General features: G+C 48.0%; 20 protein-coding genes, 1 other RNA gene and 1 pseudogene. 18 read left to right on the forward strand and 4 right to left on the reverse strand.

The window, feature by feature from the left end; genetic code table 11:
• Window positions 1-72 precede the first annotated feature (72 nt).
• From ftsE to KSO86_RS01165, 13 genes are all read left to right on the forward strand, one after another.
• Entirely contained in the window at window positions 73-762 is a 690-nt protein-coding gene (ftsE, locus tag KSO86_RS01110; RefSeq protein ID WP_216378293.1) for a cell division ATP-binding protein FtsE, read from the forward strand.
• Window positions 762-1,676 carry a permease-like cell division protein FtsX gene (gene ftsX, locus KSO86_RS01115; RefSeq protein ID WP_216378292.1) on the forward strand — a complete coding sequence of 305 codons (915 nt, stop codon included), beginning with the start codon at window positions 762-764 and terminating at the stop codon, window positions 1,674-1,676. The genes ftsE and ftsX overlap by 1 nt, the downstream gene beginning before the upstream one ends.
• Before the next feature lie 2 nt (window positions 1,677-1,678).
• The gene (locus KSO86_RS01120; RefSeq protein ID WP_216378291.1) at window positions 1,679-2,989 is read left to right on the forward strand and encodes a M23 family metallopeptidase; all 1,311 of its coding nucleotides are present in this window, start codon (window positions 1,679-1,681) and stop codon (window positions 2,987-2,989) included.
• Window positions 2,990-3,006: 17 nt separating this feature from the next.
• Complete coding sequence (smpB, locus tag KSO86_RS01125; protein ID WP_216431770.1) at window positions 3,007-3,549, forward strand: SsrA-binding protein SmpB; 543 nt, start codon at window positions 3,007-3,009, stop codon at window positions 3,547-3,549.
• Between the two features lie 172 nt (window positions 3,550-3,721).
• Complete coding sequence (locus KSO86_RS01130; protein ID WP_216378290.1) at window positions 3,722-4,483, forward strand: HAD-IIA family hydrolase; 762 nt, start codon at window positions 3,722-3,724, stop codon at window positions 4,481-4,483.
• Window positions 4,484-4,619: 136 nt separating this feature from the next.
• Window positions 4,620-4,999, forward strand: a transfer-messenger RNA (tmRNA) gene (gene ssrA / locus KSO86_RS01135).
• A 613-nt stretch (window positions 5,000-5,612) separates the two neighbouring features.
• Window positions 5,613-5,945 carry a VOC family protein gene (locus KSO86_RS01140; protein WP_216378289.1) on the forward strand — a complete coding sequence of 111 codons (333 nt, stop codon included), beginning with the start codon at window positions 5,613-5,615 and terminating at the stop codon, window positions 5,943-5,945.
• A 62-nt stretch (window positions 5,946-6,007) separates the two neighbouring features.
• Window positions 6,008-6,448 (forward strand): MFS transporter, encoded by a 441-nt coding sequence (locus KSO86_RS01145; RefSeq protein ID WP_216431737.1) that lies wholly within the window; start codon window positions 6,008-6,010, stop codon window positions 6,446-6,448.
• Window positions 6,449-6,978: 530 nt separating this feature from the next.
• Window positions 6,979-7,257 (forward strand): hypothetical protein, encoded by a 279-nt coding sequence (locus KSO86_RS01150; protein WP_216378288.1) that lies wholly within the window; start codon window positions 6,979-6,981, stop codon window positions 7,255-7,257.
• An 87-nt stretch (window positions 7,258-7,344) separates the two neighbouring features.
• Window positions 7,345-7,491 (forward strand): hypothetical protein, encoded by a 147-nt coding sequence (locus KSO86_RS01155; RefSeq protein ID WP_216378287.1) that lies wholly within the window; start codon window positions 7,345-7,347, stop codon window positions 7,489-7,491.
• A gap of 166 nt (window positions 7,492-7,657) precedes the next feature.
• Window positions 7,658-7,867 carry a recombinase zinc beta ribbon domain-containing protein gene (locus KSO86_RS08640; protein ID WP_366493295.1) on the forward strand — a complete coding sequence of 70 codons (210 nt, stop codon included), beginning with the start codon at window positions 7,658-7,660 and terminating at the stop codon, window positions 7,865-7,867.
• A gap of 96 nt (window positions 7,868-7,963) precedes the next feature.
• A complete protein-coding gene (locus tag KSO86_RS01160; RefSeq protein WP_216378286.1) occupies window positions 7,964-8,356 on the forward strand; it encodes a hypothetical protein in 393 nt (130 codons plus the stop codon).
• A 149-nt stretch (window positions 8,357-8,505) separates the two neighbouring features.
• Window positions 8,506-9,009 carry a hypothetical protein gene (locus KSO86_RS01165; RefSeq protein ID WP_216378285.1) on the forward strand — a complete coding sequence of 168 codons (504 nt, stop codon included), beginning with the start codon at window positions 8,506-8,508 and terminating at the stop codon, window positions 9,007-9,009.
• A gap of 602 nt (window positions 9,010-9,611) precedes the next feature.
• On the opposite strand, the gene KSO86_RS01170 is transcribed toward KSO86_RS01165, so the two are convergent.
• Complete coding sequence (locus tag KSO86_RS01170; protein WP_216378284.1) at window positions 9,612-12,593, reverse strand: Eco57I restriction-modification methylase domain-containing protein; 2,982 nt, start codon at window positions 12,591-12,593, stop codon at window positions 9,612-9,614.
• Window positions 12,594-12,755: 162 nt separating this feature from the next.
• Between KSO86_RS01170 and KSO86_RS01175 the strand changes: the two genes are divergently transcribed.
• Window positions 12,756-14,387, forward strand: coding sequence for an Eco57I restriction-modification methylase domain-containing protein (locus KSO86_RS01175; RefSeq protein WP_216378283.1), 1,632 nt, complete (start codon window positions 12,756-12,758; stop codon window positions 14,385-14,387).
• Window positions 14,388-14,478: 91 nt separating this feature from the next.
• Here the strand turns inward: KSO86_RS01175 and KSO86_RS01180 are convergent, their stop codons facing one another.
• Window positions 14,479-14,634 carry a hypothetical protein gene (locus KSO86_RS01180; protein ID WP_216378282.1) on the reverse strand — a complete coding sequence of 52 codons (156 nt, stop codon included), beginning with the start codon at window positions 14,632-14,634 and terminating at the stop codon, window positions 14,479-14,481.
• Window positions 14,631-15,080 carry a hypothetical protein gene (locus KSO86_RS01185; RefSeq protein ID WP_216378281.1) on the reverse strand — a complete coding sequence of 150 codons (450 nt, stop codon included), beginning with the start codon at window positions 15,078-15,080 and terminating at the stop codon, window positions 14,631-14,633. The genes KSO86_RS01180 and KSO86_RS01185 overlap by 4 nt, the downstream gene beginning before the upstream one ends.
• 1,105 nt (window positions 15,081-16,185) lie before the next feature.
• Between KSO86_RS01185 and KSO86_RS01190 the strand changes: the two genes are divergently transcribed.
• Window positions 16,186-16,323 carry a hypothetical protein gene (locus KSO86_RS01190; RefSeq protein WP_216378280.1) on the forward strand — a complete coding sequence of 46 codons (138 nt, stop codon included), beginning with the start codon at window positions 16,186-16,188 and terminating at the stop codon, window positions 16,321-16,323.
• On the opposite strand, the pseudogene KSO86_RS01195 reads toward KSO86_RS01190, so the two are convergent.
• Window positions 16,320-17,610: pseudogene (locus KSO86_RS01195) on the reverse strand (IS30 family transposase). The gene KSO86_RS01190 and the pseudogene KSO86_RS01195 overlap by 4 nt on opposite strands.
• Window positions 17,611-19,009: 1,399 nt before the next feature.
• Between KSO86_RS01195 and KSO86_RS01200 the strand changes: the two are divergent.
• The 3 genes from KSO86_RS01200 to KSO86_RS01210 all read left to right on the forward strand — a co-directional run bounded on the left by KSO86_RS01200 (window position 19,010) and on the right by KSO86_RS01210 (window position 22,039).
• Window positions 19,010-20,143, forward strand: coding sequence for a hypothetical protein (locus KSO86_RS01200; protein WP_216378279.1), 1,134 nt, complete (start codon window positions 19,010-19,012; stop codon window positions 20,141-20,143).
• Window positions 20,110-20,673 carry a hypothetical protein gene (locus tag KSO86_RS01205; protein WP_216378278.1) on the forward strand — a complete coding sequence of 188 codons (564 nt, stop codon included), beginning with the start codon at window positions 20,110-20,112 and terminating at the stop codon, window positions 20,671-20,673. Before KSO86_RS01200 ends, KSO86_RS01205 begins: the two co-directional genes overlap by 34 nt.
• Before the next feature lie 541 nt (window positions 20,674-21,214).
• On the forward strand, window positions 21,215-22,039 hold the full coding sequence (locus KSO86_RS01210) for a DUF6688 domain-containing protein (RefSeq protein WP_216378277.1): 825 nt from the start codon (window positions 21,215-21,217) through the stop codon (window positions 22,037-22,039).
• Window positions 22,040-22,122 lie beyond the last annotated feature (83 nt).

Raw genomic sequence — 22,122 nt, forward strand, 5'->3', positions numbered from 1 at the left:
CATATATGTGACGCGCCGAAATCATTATTAGGGTAGTGTCAGTATGTACCCGAAGTAGATTGTGCTTAGTTCATGATTACGTTTGAAAACGTTACGAAAATTTACGCTCGTGGGGCGGCTCCAGCATTGGACCAAGTCAGCCTCAACATTGAGCGTGGCGATTTTGTCTTTCTTGTTGGAGCCTCGGGTTCCGGCAAATCAACCATGCTCAGCCTGATTTTGGCTGAGGAACGTCCGACATCGGGAAGAATTCATGTGCTAGGTAAAGACTTGTCTGGTGTCTCTTCTCGTAGAGTGCCGTTGCTGCGTCGAAAAATTGGCACGGTCTTCCAGGATTTCCGGTTACTTACCGACAAAAATGTGTTTGATAACGTTGCTTTGGCAATGAAAGTTATTGGGCGTCCTCGCCATGCCATCATGAAAGAAGTCCCACAGGTTCTTGAACTCGTGGGTCTTGATGGAAAAGAAAAACGTGGAATGCATGAACTGTCTGGCGGTGAAAAACAGCGGGTAGCTATTGCCCGGGCTATGGTCAATCGGCCAGAAATTTTGTTAGCGGACGAACCAACCGGAAATCTTGATCACAATACTGCGCTGGGAATTATGCGATTGTTGGATCGGATTAACCGACAGGGAACAACCGTTGTGATGGCAACTCACGACCAAGAGATCGTTAATCAGTTACGCAAACGCGTTGTGGAATTAGTTGACGGACAGATGACGCGTGATCAAGAGCGCGGCCAATATGGAGGTGCTCGCTGATGCGGATCGGTTTTATTTTTTCCCAAGTCTGGAAGGGCTTGCGTAAAAACACCTCGATGATGGCGTCGGTTGTTTTGGTAACGTTCGTTTCGTTGCTTTTTGTAGGGGCAGCGATTTTGTTCCAAACCCAAATCGAGTCGGCAAAAAATGACTGGTATGACAAAGTTGAAGTGTCTGTCTTTATGTGTCCACCACAGTCAACAAGTGCTGCGTGCGCTGGCGGCGAAGCTAGTCAATCGCAAATCGACGAGTTGCGCGATTACTTGGAGAACGGGGAAGTCTCTAAGCATATTGAACAAATTTACTTCGAAACTAAAGAAGACGCATACAAGGCATTTAAAGAACAACTCAAAGGTACGACGTGGGCAGACACGATTGATGCTGAATTGATGCAATCCTCATTCCGGTTGAAGCTGTCGAATCCAAATGAAGATGATATCGCCGTGGTTTCTGAAATGCTTTCCGGACGTTCGGGCGTTGAATCCGTCATTGACCAGCGTCAGCAGCTCAAGCCACTGTTCAATATGCTCAACCGATTCACCCTCATCTCAACGATTCTTGCAGTTATCATGATCGTCGTATCGGTACTCCTGATTCCGGCGACAATACGCCTTTCCGCAATGTTCAGGCGCAACGAAACTGAGATTATGCGTTATGTGGGAGCATCGAATGCGTTTATCCAGGCTCCATTCATAATCGAGGGTATTATTTCTTCCCTTATCGGTGCGATTCTTGCAGTTGGCGGGCTGTATGTTGCCGTCCAATTCTTCGTCCAGCAGTGGTTCGCAGATTCTTGGCTCAAAGTGGTCTCCGGCTATGATGTCCTGATGCTGGCACCGTGGTTGTTGCTCGCTGCAATAGCAATATCCTCGATTGCTTCGTTCTTCGCTCTACGTCGTTACACCAAGGTGTGATCATGAACTTCAAACGTCGGTCTATCGCAGTTATTTCTGCGCTAAGCATTTCTCTTGCCGCTGTATCGTTGCCTGCGTGGGCAGATGAGCGACAGGATTTAGTCAATCAACAAGAGCAAAATTCTGGCAAGATGAAAGAGATTCGTTCGTCGCTAGAAGGAATTGATGTTGACCTCCAAGATGCTTTTTTGGCGCTAGAGAAGACGCGCGCAGAGCTACCTGATGCCGAGGCTGAGTTGGCTTCAGCCCAAAGTGAGCTAGCAGCCGCTGAACGTCAGGCGCAAGCGAATGCTGCCTTACTTTCGTCTGCTCAAAATGAGCTGACTGGAATTACAGGAGAGTTGTCGGACTCTTCCGATGAAGCTAGCAAAACCAGACAGACATTAGCTGAGATAGCTCGAGCAACATATCGTGGTGAAACGATGCCGAGCGCGATTGACCTCGTCGTCGGTTCTGCATCGGCAGAAGAATTTACCAATGCCTATCGTGTTAATGCTGCTGTAACTCGTACTCAGAGTGCAGCCTTGACTGAGCTCTCGCAGTCGGTGGCTCAGTCAAAGAATCGGCAATCGCGCCAACAAGCGGTGGAAAAGCGGGTAACAGAGCTAAAAGCGGAATCCGATGCCATCGTCGTGACTCGAGACAAAGCTCGTGATGATGCTGAACATCGTAAGACGGACCTGGTGAAACTGGAAACATCGATTACTGCGCAGACACAAGATCTGGAAAAAAGAAAACAGGATTTCGAGTCTTCGCTAGCTGAGATCGAGAGTCAGCAACAGGCTGCATCGTCAAGAATCGCGGCTATTGACGAAGAAAATCGCAGGGCTGAAGAAGAACGTCGTCGGCAACAAGCCGCGGCAGCTGCTGCCAATACACCAGCACCTGCACCAGCATCAACTGGATCTGGTTGGTTGAACCCGCCAATCCCGCATCCGCTTATTGTTACCTCGCCATGGGGAATGCGTGTGTATCCATTGGGAAATTACACTGCGATGCATTACGGTGTAGATTTGGCGTCGGCATGTGGTAACCCGCAGTATGCTGCAGCAGACGGTACGATCACTAATATTGTGTACCATCCGCTTGGTGGCAATATGATTTATGTGAATCATGGCTATCGTGATGGTGCTTCCTGGGTAACGCGACATTTACACATGTCAGTGGTTAGTGTTTCCGTTGGACAACATGTTTCCCAAGGTCAGGTTGTAGGTTTAACGGGTGCGACTGGTCGTGTCACAGGATGTCACGCACACTTTGAAGTATGGAAGAATGGCGTTACCCTTAACCCGATGACGTTGCCAGGTTTTTAAGACAAAGGAGAATAATGATGGCGAAGAAAAATAGCGCTACGAAAAACTCCGGCAAGTCTAGCCAGGCGGAAAAAGCGAAGGCCGCAGCGGACGCAAAACAGGTTATTGCCCGGAACAAGAAAGCACGTCATGATTATTTCATCGATGATGTTTTCGAAGCAGGACTTGTGCTGTCGGGGACTGAAGTGAAGGCACTGCGCCTTGGACGAGCATCGTTATCCGAAGCATGGATTGAGATTGACCGTAGCGGCGAAGCTTGGGTTGTCGGTATGAATATCCCGGTCTATGCGATGGGATCTTGGACTAACCATCAACCAACCGCTAAGCGCAAGCTTCTTCTCCACTCACATGAGTTGCGGGAGCTGGGCGTTAAAGTCAAAGCCAAGGGGACAACGATTGTTCCGCTCGAACTTTATTTTTTACAAGGCCGTGCAAAACTAGAAATCGCTCTAGCTCATGGTAAGCAAGAATGGGATATGCGTGAGACACTGCGTCGTCGTCAAGATGAGCGAGATGCACAGCGCGCGATGAGTGAGGCGCGCCGTAAGCAACGTCGGTAAGAAGCCAAGCGTGCATACAGTGTGCAAAATGATGCTCATGTCATCTGTTTTTTAGTATTAGGGTTCGTTTTTGCAAACTCTGTGCACACAGTTAGCCGTGTATTGGCTGGTTTCTGTTTTTCATAAGCGAAACTTGTATCCTTAACCGTCTAAACATGGTAAACATAGGTATATGAAATCATGGCTTATTGATATGGATGGCGTGCTGGTGCACGAAGGAAAAGCGTTGCCAGGTGCAGCCGAGTTTTTAGGAAAATTGCAGGAACAAGAGATTCCGCATTTGATCTTGACGAATAACTCGATTTTCACCGAGCGTGATTTGGCGGAGCGTCTGAAAACCTCTGGACTGGATGTTTCTGAGGACCATATTTGGACCTCAGCATTGGCGACAGCGGGTTTCTTGGCGAAACAGTCGGATTCGCGTCGCGCATACGTGGTAGGCGAAGCTGGATTGACCACGGCGCTGTATGAGCAGGGTTTTATTATGACTGATTCAAAACCGGAATTCGTGGTTTTGGGAGAGACGCGCACGTATTCGTTCGATGCTATTACGAAGGCGATCCGTCTTATCCAAGGTGGAGCGCGTTTCATTGCCACCAATCCAGATAATACTGGCCCATCTGCTGAAGGCGATATTCCGGCAACGGGCGCAGTGGCGGCTTTGATTGAGAAAGCTACTGGGCGGTCGCCTTTCTTTGTTGGCAAGCCAAACCCAGTCATGTTGCGTAACGGCTTGAATAAGATCGGTGCTCATTCAGAAACAACCGCAATTGTGGGCGACCGCATGGACACGGACGTGTTGGCTGGTGTTGAAACCGGTTTGCAGACGCACTTGGTGCTGACTGGATCGACGAAGAAGTCCGACATTGAGAAGTTCCCGTTCCGGCCGGATTTTGTTCACGATTCCATTGCGGATGTTGTAGAACTAGTGTGACGGGCAGTTAGCGGTTTGATGTGATTCAGCTCCCGCTGGACGACGTCGGTTGCGTGCGCTACACTGACAAGACAGTATGTTTCGTAGCTAGGTTGTATGAAGACTTGCATTCTAGCTGTGAGGTGACAACTGAATAGGGGATGATCGGTTTCGACGGTAGTGATTACCGAAGGGAAGCGGGTAGAGGATGCACAGTTATCTCTTTAACGATCTGTGTAAACAAATAACTGCCAACAAGCAGAAGTCTGATTTCGCCCTCGCCGCCTGAGCGAGCGCATTAACTAAGAAATCCGTCAGACTCACGTTGCTTTCGCGTGAGAACTCTGGCGTCGCTTTTGAAAGCCACTGGCACTAACGGTTCGCTATTAACTGTTAGGCGACTCCCAAGTAGCTAGGTTCGTCAGCAACATGTCTGTTAGAGTGCTGGAGCCAAAAATAACGATGAACAGACTGCACCCGGAGAAGCCTTGGGTTCCTCATTATCGGACGGGAGTTCAATTCTCCCCATCTCCACCATTAAGACGCTCATTTTGATACAAAAATTTGGGCGCGGGATAAACCCCTTGAGGGTCGTGTTTTCTTTGGAAATACGCGGCTTTCAAGGGGTTCTCTTATTCTGCGGGCACGGTGTAGGTAGCTGTAGTTGATGCCCTTGAGGCTGTGAAAACTGAGAAACGGGGAATTCCTGAACCAGGCTAACGTTAGCCGCGAAAAAGTATGGAAACTGGGAAAGGTAATAGGCAACACGCACCTACTATGCGTTTTGCTTAACTGTTAAATATAAGAGCGTTAGAAGCTGTTTCTGCACCACTAGTCGGTTTAATTGTAGCTGGCTGTTAAATGCATAAAAGTGTCTTTAGAGAGCGTTATTAGTTAGTGTTAGTGGCTGATTGTATTGATCGCTTAAAATATTTTATTAAGGGTAAACAAGATCGGATTGTTTGTACCCGAGCGATTGCGAATAAGGTTTCGCATAGTCCTGCAAGAGATGGGCGGGAAAATTAATGATGGCATTTAATTGCTCTTTGCTAGATGGCGTTTTGGTGTGGTCATGATGTTATATTAAAGCAAGGTTAGACTTGGGTACTTTAGATGGAATATCATAGAGAATTCTTTTGTTGGGGGACGAATGAAACTTTTGGTAATTAATTACGTTGGTGATGTCGAGGCTAACGTTCGCTTTTATCAGGCCTTGGGGCTCGACCTTGAGCAGGAAGTCGATCTGGTGTGGACGGAGACGAAAGCTTCGGGTGGGGTGCTAGCGATTCATAGCAAAGAGGTAGCTAATTATCCGAAGCAGGGATTTGAAGTGTGCATGATTTCTGAATTTCCGTTGGAAGAAGTTCAAGCGAAGCTGGTTGCTGCAGGATTTGATGGCGGTACGATCCAGGAAGAAGATTTCGGGCGTTTGCTTCGGGTTGTCGATCCTGAAGGAAACGAGTTGCAGATAAATGATCAATAGGGCTTGATGAGAAGGTGTGTTCGGGTAAGGGTGCATGTCATCATTCTCTAGATGGGAGAAGAATGGTTAATAATCGAAATTACCGCCTATTTTTCGCGGGTACTTTGACCTCTAGCGTTGGTTCTTCTTTGGTGGATGCGGTCTGGCCCGTTGTTGCTTATTGGCTTACGGAGTCTGCGCTTATAACTGGACTGACAGTCTTAGCTCAAGTGGCTCCACAGTTGCTTTTTAGCCTTATTGCTGGAGCGAGTGTCGATCGGTCTCCGGCTAAGAGAAAGTTTCTTATCTACCCTAATTTGTTATCGGCCGGAGCGTTTATTGTCACCACAGTAGTGGGTGTGGCAACAATTCCTGCGCTTATCGTGGCCCTTGTTTGTTATCCTATATCTGAATCCGCTGCCATCTTTTATTCTTCGGCTGTTCCAGCGGTGTTTCCTCGTATCGTGGAGAGAGCACATAGCATCAGCCCGCTCTTATATTCAGATCGCGATGCAAATTGTTAATTTCTTTTCACCAGCTATTGCTGTTTATGTTCTTGATCGTTGCGGCGAGCGCCCTCTTTTTTAGTGAATGCAATTACTTTTTTCTGTGCTGCTGGACTCTTGTCATTGATTCGTATTCCGGGGAATGAGAGTCTCCTTCGTCAGGAGGAGCGACCAAGTTTGCGAAGCTCAGCTGTGCGACCCTTATGGAAAGATATTCGCCTAGGCGCTCGCTACTTGTGGAAGCATAAAATAATCAGAATTTTGACTCTGGTTGGAGTGCTGAACGCTTTTTCTGGAGGTGTGGTTTACGTTCTGTATTTGAATTTGGCAGACACTCAATACTCAGTCCGGGCTGGAGATATACGGGCTGCGTATGCGGTGTATGTAATGGTAGTTGGAGGGATTATTGGTAGCATACTCCTGCCGCGTTTGCGCAAGATGGGTGTTTCTCCTTTAGTGGTAGCTGGAGCGTCTTTGCTTGTAACCGTTTTTTCAAGTCTTCTGTTAGCAGGTGGGTCACACATACTATATAGTTACTGTTGGAGCTTATGCTTTGGCAGGCAGGCTATGGCCTAGTCATCATCAATGCCACGGTTTTAAGAATGGAAATTGTGGATGAAGAATATTTAGGGCGTGTCTCTGCAGCAGCTAGGCTCGTATCTTGGAGCGCCTCTCCGGTTGGGGCTGTAACAGGTGGATTTATTGTTTCCAACGGAATTATCTCATCAGCGAGTCTGATCGGCGGTCTTAGTGTTTTACTACTTTTAGGAGTTGTCTTTCTGGTCTATTTCCAGAAACAACTACGCTCTAATCTTGAAAGTTTATAATTCCATTTTGGTTGTGTTTGGCATCATATCCAGATGCCTCCTGAAGAGCCCAGTTGGGTAGATCCGAATATATTACAGTTTAATATGATGGCTAACGAAAATAATACCCTTAAAGTACTGGCGTGGTCAGGGGAAATTCCAGACGATCTTGAGAACGGTTTTGCGATAATGTTGCATTGTTCGATGGCTCACCTTGATCTTGAGACTGTCGAGAAAAACCACTCACCAGTTTAGTCCTATTTCAACTACTTCAACGATCATTTTTATTCTTGGATTACTGTTTTTCTTATTGCCAAAATCAGATGGAATAATAAAAGGCAACTAAAAACATGAAAATGAAATATTTTTGCCTGGCAAGAAAAGGCGTAATTCAGGCCTTTTTAAACGCTGTTTTCTGGAAATGCATGTGTTCAGCGATACTCAAGTAGAGTGTCTTGATGGCAATACCATTCTGCTGAGTGATGCCCGTAGATCAGGCAAGGGAACATCTTCTACACGCCCGTTTGCTAACCGGATTAAGTGCGCTGATTGTGGTGGGTGGTTCGGCCGGACAGTCTGGCACTCAACAAGTAAATACCTCCACTACCTCTGGCGGTGTAACAACAAATAGAAGCCCGGCTACCACTGCACAACCCCACATGTTACCGAGCAACAAATCAAAGACGCCTTCGTTCAAGCCCTCACCGAACGAGTAAATAGCGACACCGTGCTCGATGACGCAATGGAATTACTCGATAAGACTGTCTATAACACGACAGAACTTGAAAACCAGCTAACCAAGATCGCTGTAGGGATGGAAGAAACCGTAGCGTTGATGAACCAGCTCGTCACTGAGAATGCAACCGCCGCGCACGACCCAGACGAATACGACCGCCGCTACCAAGAGTTAGAGAAGCGCTACCAAGACCAAGAACAAGAACACCACACTATCAGCGAGCAGATCACCGACCTCACCAAACGCCGAGCACAAGCCGCCGCCGCTCACGACTACTTCACCACCCAACCACCACTCGAATACAGCGACCAAGCATGGAACGTCCTTGTGAGATTACTGTTAGTGAACTCTGAGGGGCATGTTGAGCTTCATTTCGTCGATTGATGTGTGGGGATCTTCGAAGTGGGAGAAGTCGCAGATACACAATAGGAGTGAAATGATTTAGAGGCACCCGTGCGAAATCACCTCGTGTGTGATAGGCTTGAATCACGCGGTTCACATAAAGCTGCCGCATGATTTTAAGGATAAAGACCATGAAAACACAATTGCTCAAATCGATGTTGCCTGGGCTTGTCTCATACGCGGCCTCAGGCTCGTTCGAAGTTCTAGACAGCCCCGCGTACTTGCGGCTTATTGATCAGCGGAACAAGTCGTACGGGGATGAGTATCTAGTCGATTATCGGGGACGGCAACTTTCGAACCAGCGTGAGGCTGAAACTCCGCAAGTGAGTATTTCTGCGCGTGCAGTGGAGAAATTACTTGTTCGCTGTGATAATCCAGGTGAAAATGAATCCCCGTTAATCCCCGCCATTGGTCACGTTTGGGTGCCGGTTGATAGGTCTTTCGTGGGATTCTGCCTGGTGCCGCTTGAGGCGTACGATCCTGAGGCTGAGTATTTCGGTCGGGGGAAGGCACTCAATATCACTTTGAGCAGCGGCTACATACTGAATACCGATTATCTGGGGGGATTCATAGGTGGGGCCTATCCATGTCTTGCTGCGGGGAAGATGTCACTCGATTCTTTCCTAGGAAAGTAAAAGTATTGCTGCGCTCATCAACAGCACCTATCATGTATAGATGCTGTTGATACCTTATGTGGCTTTTGATTGTTGCACCCAAAACCTTGTTTGTATCAAAATGAGGTCTAAGTGACGAAAGTTGAGTGAAGCACTGCTCTGCTCACAATGCCATGAAGTGGCAAAGATTGAAGGGGTACCCAGATCAAGCTTACTCGTTGGATGGCTCCTTCAATCATATAACCGTGGTAACGGTTTGCGAGCGGTAGTGTTTTCAACGCTAATGCAGAGACTGAAACCTGCTCGATAGGTAGCTTCGCTACATGAGTAGGTAAACCTCTGCACCATTAGTACTCATTTTTGGATGCAAGAGTGTGGGTAGGAAAAGAACCCTTTGGGGTACGCATTTTGTTTGAGTATAAGCGTGTAACTTGAGGGGTTTTCTGTGTCCTAAGTGGGGAGGGAAGTGTCTGGTGAAGGTTGTTCGAGGCCCGTTTGGGGGTGCTCAACGGGGCCTGCCGTTTTGGATATCCAGGGCGTTAAGTGCAGGCCACCGTCAAAAGGTGTGTGATAGGCTTCAAAAGATGCTTGCGAGGAATCAGAAAGTGCAGCACGACTTGTCATCAGAGTTCTAGTAATCCTGCGCCCTCGAGGAGTTCTTCGGTGATCTTGTATGCCTCGGAGATCAGGGAGTTGATTTCCGCGTGAAGATACTGCTTCCGATCTTTAGCTACGGAGCGTCGTTGAGAGTCTGCCTCATCGCGGATCTGCATCGATAGCTGGCGACACTCGAATACCATATTTCTAATTTGCTGTGCGTCGTGTTCCTTGAGTTTAGGCAACGGAACATTGACCAGATATGCCTTCCTGTGGACGGCGTACTCTCCCCGGTACTTCTTACCTATGGAAGTCACGTAATGGTCAACCGCCGGATGGCTCAGGATTGCCTGCAGCAATTCCGTATCAAAGTCAGAGCCAGACAGCGGTCGAATCAAGTAGTACGGTCCGCCGTCGCCGCCTCCTGGTGTCACCAGCCCTTTCGAGTCAAAAGCGTAGGAGGGGCGAATCGAAAGAACGCGAACGATGAGTTTTGGATCGTCGAGCTTCGTAAGACTTTGGCTGCGTCCGTAGGACCAGTACTTGCCTTTCGGATCGGGTGTGATACTACGTTTCGCAAGAGCGTCCTTGTGGTGGATGAAATATTTCAACGCATGAGGAAAGTGCTCTTGAAGCTCCTCAAGTGAATATGCGCGGCTAACAAGGCGTCCTGTATTCGTCTCTTTAATCGAGTAGGGAAAGATTGCCCATCGATCCGGTGTTGGTTCGCTATCCAAAATGTCGATTCGGACGTCCTTGATAGCTGGTCTCAGGATGGACTGTTCAATTATCTGAGGGTCACCGTTGATGTCATGGAATGTGACAAGGCCAGGACAACGATCGATGGGCTTGGGGTCTTTGATCATAAACAGTTCGTCAGACGAAGTCTGGACGCCAACGAAAACCTCGGTCTGGTCACTCAGCGAAGTATCGGACTCTTTGAACATTTGAGAGAAGAGTGCAGACTGTGCGGGTGTCAAGATGTTCCAGGGTTTCGATCCCAAGATTGCTCGATCAAGTCTGGTGCTGGTGACGGCAGACTCGTCCATAATCCATTTACTCAAGTCGGACACCAAGTCAACTTGCACAGGTGCGTTGGTCTCCTCGCCGACGTAGATCAGTGCGGTGTACGTGGTCTTGCCATCAAAGACCTGCTCAACTCCGAAGTCGACGAGTCTGTGAATACGTTGAGAGAGTTCTTTTCGAACAGCTGCAGCAGGATCTGTGCTGAAGAAACGGTTTGGGAGGATCCAAGCCAGCGTTCCCGAAGGCTTTAGAAGAGTGAGAGCTCGCTCAATGAAGATCATGTAGAGATCAAAGCTTCCCGAGGACGCAGATTTGTAACCGGATTTCGGAGACTGGAAATATGCTAGTTGCGCTGGAAAGAATTCAGAGAGAACCTGAATCCGGACATACGGAGGGTTGCCGATGATTACATCGAAACCCTTCGCTGGCGACTGGGATCCCAGTGCCTTCTCTATATCGAGCGGGAGCGTTGAAAGCCTTGCATCAATATCTGCAGCCCAACTAGAAACGATGCGATCGAAGTCCTGCCGAACAACGGAGTTGCCCATGATTACATTTCGTTCGAGATCGGGGAGTACCGAAGTTTCGGTCGTAGTGTCGATGTCTGCGTCGCCGAGGATTGCGAGGAGCAAGCTTAGGCGTGTGACTTCGACTGCTGCACCGTCAATGTCGATTCCGAAAAGCTGGTTCTGGGCAATTTTGGCTCGTTCGGTGATATTGAGCGGGCGCCCCAACTGGCGTTCTTTTAGGTCGGTTAGGTGGTCGAATGCTGCGAGAAGGAAGCCGCCAGAACCAGCCGCCATATCCAGAACCGTCGGCGTTGTGATGCCTGCAGCTAGTTGCTTGTCAATCGACGGTATCGTAAGCCTTTGCATGATGTACTCAGGGGTCCGTGCTATACCTCCGGCGTGGAGCACCTCTGGCTTTTCTTCTAGGAGTACTTTTCCTGAGTCGTCAAATACGACATGTTCACTCAAATACTGCTCGTAGACGTAAGCGAGAGTGTCTGGACGGAGTAGACCGTAGGCAAATTTCGAATTGGGCCAGTACATTTGCTTGATAACGGGAAGTAGCGCCTCATCTGGCAGATTTATACCTCCCAAAGCTTTGAAGATACCTGCATTGAAAACTCTGTCACGGTTTCTGAACGTTGCAACGATGTTACTCGAAGTCGCAGAGTTGAGGAGATCTTTGTAGGACAGGATGTCTTTGTCCTCGCAGACGCGCATGAAAAGGAGGGCGTTTAGAACCTTCTGAGTTCTTCTGCCAACCTCATTTTCAGGGAGTGTGGGATTAGCGTTATGAATCGCTTGAGCCAATTCTTGACGCCATTTTCGAAAAGCGTTCAGGAAAGAGCTGTCGAACTCGGATTCGCCTCTGAATTGACGCGTTGCTCCGTAGAGAGCTTCAAACTTCTTAGAGGAGACGGATTCAAACGATAGGTGTTCCCACAGTTCATCAAATCGTTCGACGTAATCATCGAAACGCCAGATACCACCAGGTACTAGGCCGAAATCTGAAGACTGATCGTTGCGAGGCTCTGAAAGGGCGGAATAGATCCGAGTCTCTGTGAAATTGGTCAGAACACCGATCGGGGTATTAAGCGTCCAGCCGTAGGTGCGTACTTGGTTAGGGGCTTCAACATCGCCCAAAAATGAGTACGAGGTCTTTTTAGCTTCAACAGGTAGTTTGTCTTTCCCACCGACTCTGAGAATGTAATCGGGGCGGCCGCGACCAGAGTCTGCTGTGGTGTGGGAGCGTTCCTGCACCACGTCTGCCTTGCGGCTGGTGGCACCTGACTCGTTTGACACGTCCCAGCCGAGAATCTTCAGAAACTCATCGATGTACTGGGTTCTTGTCTCCGTTTCTGTGAAATCGGACTTCGGCGATGTCAGACTCGCGTGAAGTGGGCTGTATCTCGCTACCAGGTTAGCCATGCACTCGCGGGCGTGCTCTTTGCTGGGCCTCGTGAATCCAGTCATAAACACTCTCCTTAGATCATCGTATGCGCCCTGTACCGGGACACAGTCATCTTTAAGTATATGACAGCGAAGCATCGGTAGCTGGCCACACGCCCACGACAGCCGGTCGACGCGCCTCTCGAGGACTACGACCTAGGCGTAGATCATGCGACAATGGAGTCGATGAGTAAGTACAGTTCGAAAGCGCAGCCAGAGGCGGACAAGCTGCGAGGCGGCTACTATACGCCGCAGCAGATTGCCGCTGCCATAGTTGAATGGGCGCTCGCTCCAACCTTGGGTAGCTATGGTCCTGTGAAGGTCCTTGAGCCGTCATGCGGAGATGGCGCAATCCTAGGAGAGCTCAGAGGCACGAACCTGGATGTAGTAGGTGTAGAGCTCCTCGAAGAGGAAGCGCGGAAGGCAGCTGGTCTTGGGATTGGACAGGTTGTCAACGAAGACTTCTTCGTGTGGGAAGCAAAGCAAAATCCTGGATTAAAGTTTGACGCGGTTGTAGGGAATCCTCCCTATATTCGATTCGGGAACTGGGACGTCGAGTCACGAGAACGGGCTCTTCAGCTAATGGTGCGTAGCGGTTTAGCTCCTAGCAAGCTCACGAATGCGTGGGTTCCGTTTGTTGTTGCTTCGGTGAACCGTACGAAGCCTGGGGGCCGGGTTGCTCTGGTTGTACCTGCAGAACTTCTGCAGGTCGGATATGCGGGGCAATTGCGCGAATTTCTGATTCGCAACTGTTCAGAAATTTCAATCATCTCCTTCAAGGAGTTGGTTTTTCCTGAGGTTCTGCAGGAGGTTGTTCTCTTGCTATTGGAGGTGGGTTCAGGCCCTGCCCGTTTTAGAACAGCCGAGATTAACGACGCCGCTGAACTCCATTACCTTCAAATTGATGGAGAAGCAGTGAGGGCCTCGCTGGATCTTGATGAGAAGTGGACTTACTACTACCTTCAAGCCCGATACGTTCGGACATTGCGCGAGTTTCTCGATTCGGGAATCTTCCGAAAGATTGGGGAGTTTGCAAAGGTCAATGTGGGGGTCGTTACCGGTAGAAATGCCTTTTTCTGCATGACAAAGAAGAGAGCTGCTGACCTGGGAATTGAAAAATGGGTCATACCTCTTGTTGCACGTTCTGCACATCTCGAGGGCGTGTCGTTCACAGGTGACGACCTTGTTGCGAACGAGGCTGAGGATATCAATACTCGCCTATTGGCGATTTCTTCCGAAACTGACGTTTGGTCAGACGACGCGCTCAGTGCCTATCTTCACGATGGAGAACTCTCCGGAGTCCACACAGGTTATAAGACTCGAATCCGCAAAAAGTGGTGGTCCGTTCCATCAATATCTGTGCCAGATGGTTTCATGCTCAGGCAGATTTCAACGATTCCTAGAATCTTCGCGAACGATACCGGCGCAACCTCCACGGACACTGTGCATAGAGTCTTTCTAGAGAACTCTCGGGTGACGGCGGCTCAACTGGCAACTGCTGCTCTAAACACGATCACCTGTGCTTTGTCCGAGGTGTATGGAAGGTCCTATGGTGGTGGAATTCTCGAACTAGAGCCCTCTGAGTGCGTAAACCTTTTCATTCCCGATCCAGAGCTCGTTGACGAAGTCCTGATCGGTGAAGTTGACGATCTTCTCCGGCGGAGCATGATAGATGAGGCTCGTCGGCTAGTTGATGAGCGTGTGTTGGTCGCATCACTGCGAATTCCACGGAGTACCCTAGAGGATTTTGAGACGATTTCGGAGACGATGCAGGGGCGGCGACTCAACCGAAATCGCAGTTCACGCGTGAAGAGATAAGGTTGTGAGGTGAGGTCTTATGTATCAATCCTCGCAATCAGTCATAGAAAGGGAACTGTGGCTGTCCTTCAAGAACTATATCTTCCGTGCGTTAGCGTAGGTCGATCAACAGTCCGGAGCGGTCTGCTTCGTCATGATCACCGAAGACAAGTTCTGTGGATTCGATGCTGCCGAAGTCGGTGGTTGGAGTAACATCGGTGTAGTTCAGGATGATTAGCAGGCCGAGGATTACCTGATGCTTACTCAAGCATCACTCGATGGTGAACGCGAGCGCGAGCACATCTTCATTATGCGTTGGAGAGTGGATGCCCAGCTATTTGGCGAACCCATCGGTTGCTTATCTGACATCATCGCGTAGTGCTGGCCTTGTCCCATCAGCTCAAAGATCTGTTTGGAAGTGCTTCGCATCTGGTCTGGGTTTTGGGCGTCGGTGACGAAGTGGATGTCGTCGCTAATGCCTGTCAAGCTTTGGCTGACATAAGCGACGATTGCTGATGCTTGGTAGTACGAGGAAAAGTCCTCGGAGCTGTCCTCATTCGTACGTACAAACTTGTCTCGGTTGTCTTTCAGGATGCGGGTGCGTAGATCTACTCCGTCATACCCAGAGAGTTGAAGAAAGTAGTGCTCGAGGATTCTACGCATGACGTTCATCAGCGATACTGAGCTGGTTGCTTCGCGGCATTCGGGCCACATGGCAGCGTAACTGTTAACTACGGGGCTGTAGTTCTCCGTCTGGCTTGGAATCTCTGCCTTGGGCCTCGTACAGAGGGTGGCTCGCGATTGATTGTCCTGTTTCTAGATGAGGTAGTGCGAAGCTGTCGAGTAACTTTTGAGACGGTTGTAGCTTGTTTCTCGGGAAAGCAGGCATTTGTGGGGTAAGGACGAAAAGTTGCTTGATGTAGTCGCCGCACTCGTCGCCTTAGAGGTAGTCGAAATTGTTAGCGCAGATGGCGGCCAGGTCGCGTACAAGCGCTGTGACCAAAAAGAGGGCATTGGAATCCATACTCGACACGGGGGTCGTCAATGACGACGATCCGATATTTCCCCGATTTTGAGATGTTTTTACAGGATGGCTTTTACCCGCTTATAAAGGGAAACGTCGAAGTGACCAATCCTTTATAAGCACGAGTTGCTCGATATTTCAGCCGCAGTTGCCAAGAGAGCTCATTTATGAACGTTGCAGTTCATCGATCGCTGACACTCACTCGCGTACCTGCACTTCACTCACAAGAGCAGCAAACCTCCGTCTTCGCGAGTGTCCGAATCGATATTAGATTTCGTGACGCCGAGGTCTAAGCTGCTCTGACTACCATGGCAGAGAGTGTGGTCCATCTTCAGTAAGCATGATGCATCAGTACGTGGATTGGTTCTTGCGTGCGTAGGAGGTGCTATCGGGGTATGGCTGTGGAAGTGTTTGTTCCTTTTCTATTGAGATGATGTAGGTGGTTGAAAAGACATAGAACTTCGAGACATGCTGCTCATCGTTATGCATACACTTCTAGCCTTTACGCTCCTACCAATCCATAAGATCAAAAGCAATTCATTCCGTCTGATGATATGGCGTTAAGGGAGCAATAGTTCCATTAATATAAAACCTATGGCTGTTACACTGCATTTGTGAATCGGAAAATGCTAGTGGGGGCTCAAAGAAGGGTTTGATAGACTGACAGTGCAAGCAAGAATCCACGCTTTTCTGGTGGGCGCGAAGGCTGGATTTTCTAGTTGTTGGACCATAAACGCCACATTGTTATCTCATTCAGCGGGTGTCCATAGGGATCACATACTTCTTTCTTGCGATGTGTTTTTCGTCATAGCAGCGATTCTCGTTGAACTTGGTTCACGACATTCGTTAGCAAACTTGCGTTCTCCTGTGCATGTCTCTGATGAAGAGAACGCGAGCTTCGCATATCTATTGGACAATACCGGCGGATTCTAGGAGTGGTTGCAACAGTCGTTGTTGATTAGTTCGATTATTCGTTCGGTTGGTTTGTCCCGGTCTAGTGTTTTGTGGGGATGGTCGTTGAGTTCTTCGTTGACTGGGTCGAGATAGGCTTTTAGAGTATTGGCTGAGATCGGTTCCTTTTGGGAAGTATTGGCGGAGTAACCCGTGTGTGTTTTCATTTGTTCCGCGTTGCCAGGGTGAATGTGGATCGCAATAAATATACATCCATGTTTAGCATGGTTGAAATTTTCGCGTGTAGAGCCATTTGCGAGCCTTGATCCCAGGTTAAGGAGTTATGTAAAAGCTTGGGAAGTGCGCTCAATTTTCTTCACTATTGCTTCTTGCACACTACCTGCATCATGATTAGCCGGGTAAGTGGAGCAAGACGTGTAAAACGTGTCGTGCGTTCAACGAGCGTGCCGATAGCACTCTTGTTCTCAGCCCCCGGTGATCAAGTTACCTTCCCAATGACCAAGTGAGCGCACATGTATCGATTTCTTCAGGCTGGTTGGCGATCATCACCATCGGATCACCCAAGCCTGGTTTTCTATGCAAGGTCAGATGACGTGGTCGGCGTTTTGATCTGCCAGATCGTAGTACTTGGTCAACATCGAGTTGTCGGCTAGCGCGGGCATGAACATAGATAGCTTGATATATAGTTTCGCTCCATACGTGCATCGACTCATCACGGGGATACATCTTTTTCAGTCTGCCACTTATCTGAGCTGGACTCCAATGCATCTTTAGATACTTCTCAACTAACGCAAACATCACGGGGTAGGCAAGAAATTTTCGGTGTCTTTGACCGTTTCAAACACTGACGTGAGATTTGGTGAACTCTATAAGGTTCACATGCTCTCGTTATCAGGATGAGTATTTGCTCGAACTACACGGCTCATACTAGAAGGAGCACGACCCAGGCGTTGCGATATCTTCCGAATGCTCGCATTGTGTTTGAGCAGTCAGCGATAATGATGCGTTCATCTTGGGAAAAGTAGCGACTGCTAATAGAATTCGGCTTGTCCACGTCAAACACTACCAGTCCACACGTACGGCTTCGTTACAGCCCGTTGAACGACTCCTGCCGCTAGGCCAAACTTTGCCAGTACATTTTGAAACACCCACAGGTTTCGCGGCCTGAGTGAAATTCATTCCTTCATCCAGTAGACATATGCAATGTTCACACCTCGCAATACACATCACTGAACGCCTCGGGTACTGCACCCCTTGGTATTCCCAAACGCCCGATAATCCCTTTCGCAAGTCAGGTGTTGCAACAATCCCTAGAACCCGCCCCCCCCTGTGCCGGTACTCGTAGGGGGTCTACACGCTTTTGTGACCGATGTGTTCTCTCCGGACGGATTTATCGGGTGGGTGCAATCTGATTCGATGTGTACTTAAAGCGTTGCCACTGCAGGTGCTCAATCAGGCGATTGTATGCGCGAAGAAAACGACGGGGCTGATTCATAGGAGGTTGTGGGCGGACGTGGTTGGGTGTTGAAATTGCGACGTTTGAATGGGTCTCGTGGTTGAACGGAGTCGCGGCTTGCCCAGAGCCTGGGCTACCGTACCGTAACACCGGCTGAGGTTGAAGATGAGTTTTGGACCGGCAACATGGGACACGAAATATTGGAAATTAAGACACACGTCTAGGACTAAAACCCGGAGAACTTCATTAAGTGCCTATAACGGTAAGGCTTCAACCAACATTTAATCCGATAATGCACATCCCGCAACCTTCGGGAGTACACATCAGTAATGAAAGTAGCATAGACAAACCTGGCACAGATTTTTACATATGTAATATCGGCAACCCGCAACTGGTTCGAACCTCAAGTCTTAAACTCAGGTTGCACTAGGCCAGGACGTATATCAGCATGCTTTCTTTTCCGGATATTATCAGGCGCTTGAGCTTTCCTTGCCGACACTCCAGCAAGACCCATTAACCTACAAGTCTATGTCCGCACACCCACATCAAGTTGACGGGCCAGAGTATGTCATATCTTCCTCACCCCGCACACTAATAATTCAATACGTGAAGAAGTCTTAGCAGTTCTTCCAACTCTCTATCATGGCAAGCACTAGGCCCACGGCGCTTAGCTTCCCTATAGCCTCAAGAGGAAATAAAACCCTCGTGCACACCTGATGTCAGACGTCACACGTACGAACTCAATGCCGAAACATTCACTATGATTATCTATTATCACAATTATTCGACGTTTAGGCTGGAATTCGGATGCGAAAAGAGCTGAGGTGGCTCTGAGCCGCCCGTTCACGTTGCACAGACTCTGATTCTCCCGTCGAAGCCTAGAATTCTCGTTAATGAGATCTTCTCAACCCTATTAACCCGCCCAGATTTGCGAGCTTCGTAAACCATCGCCTAGCAACGTGTCACTATACCTCAAACTTAACGTCTATAATCTCATTTGTGGCCTTAATCGAAAGATCTTAAGTGAGAATCTAGTCTTCAGCTAGGCACGCAATATGACATTTTGTTTCTTGATCGAGTGACTTAGACATGATCCGAATTCTCCTGTTTGTTCAAACAGAAGAAAAGCGATATCACTTCAGGCAATTTATATGAGATTAGCGTTTTTATTTCCTTATTGGCTAATATAACATGAATTTGTGTGGTTATCGGTTACGTATAGCCTCGCTCTAACGTTACAATGGAGGAATCATGGCTAACTGGGGCTATCGAGTCTATACTTTTGAGATGCTCGAAGGTAGAAGTACTGTTCTGATGCAAGAAATTGAGGACCATCGCGAACGTTTACATGAAATTATCAAATTGGTTGGTCGATGTACGCGAGTCGGTAAGCCTCACTCGCAAGAGCAAATTCTCTCTGACGATGATAGCGATGACATAGAGGAGGCTGAATTTGATGAAACTGACCCAACTTTGTCACTACGGTGTGTTGATTATAATAGCGAGATGAATGCGATTCATGCCAGCGTTGCAATGGGGGAGCGAGGGCTTCATGATTATGCGACAAACCCGAATGACAGAACTGATCGTTTGAATGTGCAAAATCGTAGTGCAGAAACCCCAATGCGAGTAGATTTTTTCTTTGCAACTGCTTCAAAAAAAGGATTTATCGTTGCCGAAATGGTAGGTGCTAAAGACTCAATTCCATCACTAATAAAATGGATTAATTTCCTCGCTCGTGAAAGGCGTAAGCAACAGATAGATGAGATTAGCAACGCCGATGCTCAAATTGATTCGGACGGCAATAAGATTAGCAAGAGCAAGCTAAAAAGTAGGGTTCCACTGGCCATTAGAATCCGTGCTCAACGCGTTGCCGATCCAGAGTTATTACGAGCCATCGTCGATGATATGACGTCTATGGATGCTACTTTCACTGGCACGGATGTCAACGGCAAGGAGAGTACTTATAAACTTACGATTAAAGTTAAGGCGACGCAGGTACGCGAAGGAATCATAAAGCGTTTTAGGAATAGCAAACTTTCACCAGACGTGATAATCACGGAGACTTTGAATGACTTAGACATGGATGCGGACTCTTTAAAAGATGCTAATCTTGGGGTAGATAGCATGAAGGTGTATGTTCAAAGCCCCCATGGAAACAAGACACTTCTTCCGGGACAACTAGCTGATTTATTCAACTATAAGTTTAAATCAAAGGGGCATCCGAAAACCGAGCCGTACTACCAAACAACCCTTGATAAGATAGCCCAACTCAGTCAAACAGCTCAGGTCGCTCTCAAAACGCCCGATAAGGATTGCTTTGTCGAATGGGTGAAAGGTGAGGAAGAAACATGGATGACAGGCCAACAAACGGACAACGAATAGGAGCGCCAACAGTTCCATTGAAGTTTGCAATCACCGTTCTTGTTATATGTGCGATTACTTTATGGATTTTAGATGCTAGAGCAAGAGACTTTGGAACTATCGCCAGTGCACTTGGACTTTATTCGGCGGGTCTTTTAGGCGTATTTAGCGTTTTGAACGGGTGGCGTAGCTCCATCACGAAAAGGCGAATTCGTTACCAAAACATTGAGAATAGATGGCGTATAGTCGTAGACCGAGCAGTCAAGTTTTCCCTTATCGGATCGGCATTAGCTTTCGCGCTAATGCTATTTGGAGTCATAGCGCCAGCAGTTAAATTACAAGTTTCCATGATAGTCGAAGCCTCGATTTATTCATTCATTGCAAGGTTGGTAAGTGTTGTTGCTATCACGGGAGTCGTAGCTCTTGGGATGATGTCACTCCAGATCGTTAGAGATGTGAATGCCGTCTACGACTGGAACAACCATGTCGAGGAGGAAGATAATTCTGTGGAAGAACAACGTGCTATGATCAATCAGCGTAAATCGGTCTAAGTGAATCTAAAATTTTTCGAGTCTACAACTGTTGCAATAACTATATTGTTACTTTTTGGCAGATGTGATTTCCAACGAAGAGAAGTTGCCAACGATATGACAAGAACAATGAATAACTAATCTGAACCCTCAAATTTATTCCACCGGCCATGCGATTCCTGATGCTCGTATGAGGTTGCGAGTTGCTAACTAAAAAAGAGGTACGATCTAGCTGGTACAGGCATGCGTTATCCTCCAATCTGTATTTTTAGTTGCGTTTTCATTTCTGTGTGTATATCCAGTGGTGTTGCTGGGGGGCAGCTGATTTTGGTTTCGCGAGCCTTACGGTGGAAGACCCTGCAGTCGAATCCTCCTGGATATGAAACGTGGGTGCTCTGTTTCCTTCTAGTATGCGATGTTTTATACCTTGTCTTCTATAAAGACGTGGTGTTTCAGCTGGTTTGCAAGAGCAATTGCAGGATTCGCAGTGGCATTCGTCAATTTCTCCCAATTACTATCTATGGTTCGTTGTTCTTCTTGGGATTTGTTTTGTGGCGTTTACGTGCTATGTCTAAAACCGGCTGACAAGCTACTGCCGCTCATCCCAGTTCTGGCTATTGGGGTGCTCTATATTATCATTGTTTATGTTGTCCTGTGGACGATACAGATTTTTGAATACGCTAGTTTAATCGACCTATATATGCTTATTCCCGTCGTTGTATTCGTGCTGATTGTATCCAGAACAATAGCTATTACTGTGCGGACACATAAATTAGATGCAGATCGATCCGTGAAGATTGAAACCCATCCAATTCTCGCGAAGCTCAACAGCTATTTTGCACGAGCGAAAACCTGGCCCGTATTGGGGTTCTTGATAGCCTTACCCGTGATGGGAGTAGTTTATGTGATATTGCTGTTGCTCGGACAAGGCCCGCATGCACTTATCAGGGCTTTTACGGACACTAGTGAATGGACTTTATCGCAACAAATTTCGCCACCGAATGTATTCTATGATGAGCACTATCTTTGTACAGTGGCAGCTGGTGGTCACAAGAAACTTGTTAAACCAATGCGTGGAGGAATCCGGCACGGACACCCAGTAATAGTGAATCGGCAATTGCTCGTAGCCAATGCTTTTGAACAGGTAATCTCTGACCGGTTACCTCGTATGCACCGATTGCTCCGCCATTTTTATGACCGGTATGGCTTTGATCTAGCTAAGCGCATAAGAACAAAATGGGTGGCAGATATTGTTTGGGTATTGATGAAGCCTTTGGAATGGGGTTTTCTATCTGTTATTTACCTGTGCGTTCGCCACCCCGAAGACCTCATTGCCATGCAATACATGGGCATTCACTACCATGAGCTCTCTGATTTAGATGGTTAATTAATGCATTTCAATGTTGGAATGAGTTGCAGGTGTCAATTCTGCTCAAAGCTACATCGTGCTAGTTTCCCATCATAGCGGTG

The sequence above is a fragment of the Arcanobacterium phocae genome, from assembly GCF_018913465.1.
GTDB lineage: Bacteria > Actinomycetota > Actinomycetes > Actinomycetales > Actinomycetaceae > Arcanobacterium > Arcanobacterium phocae_A.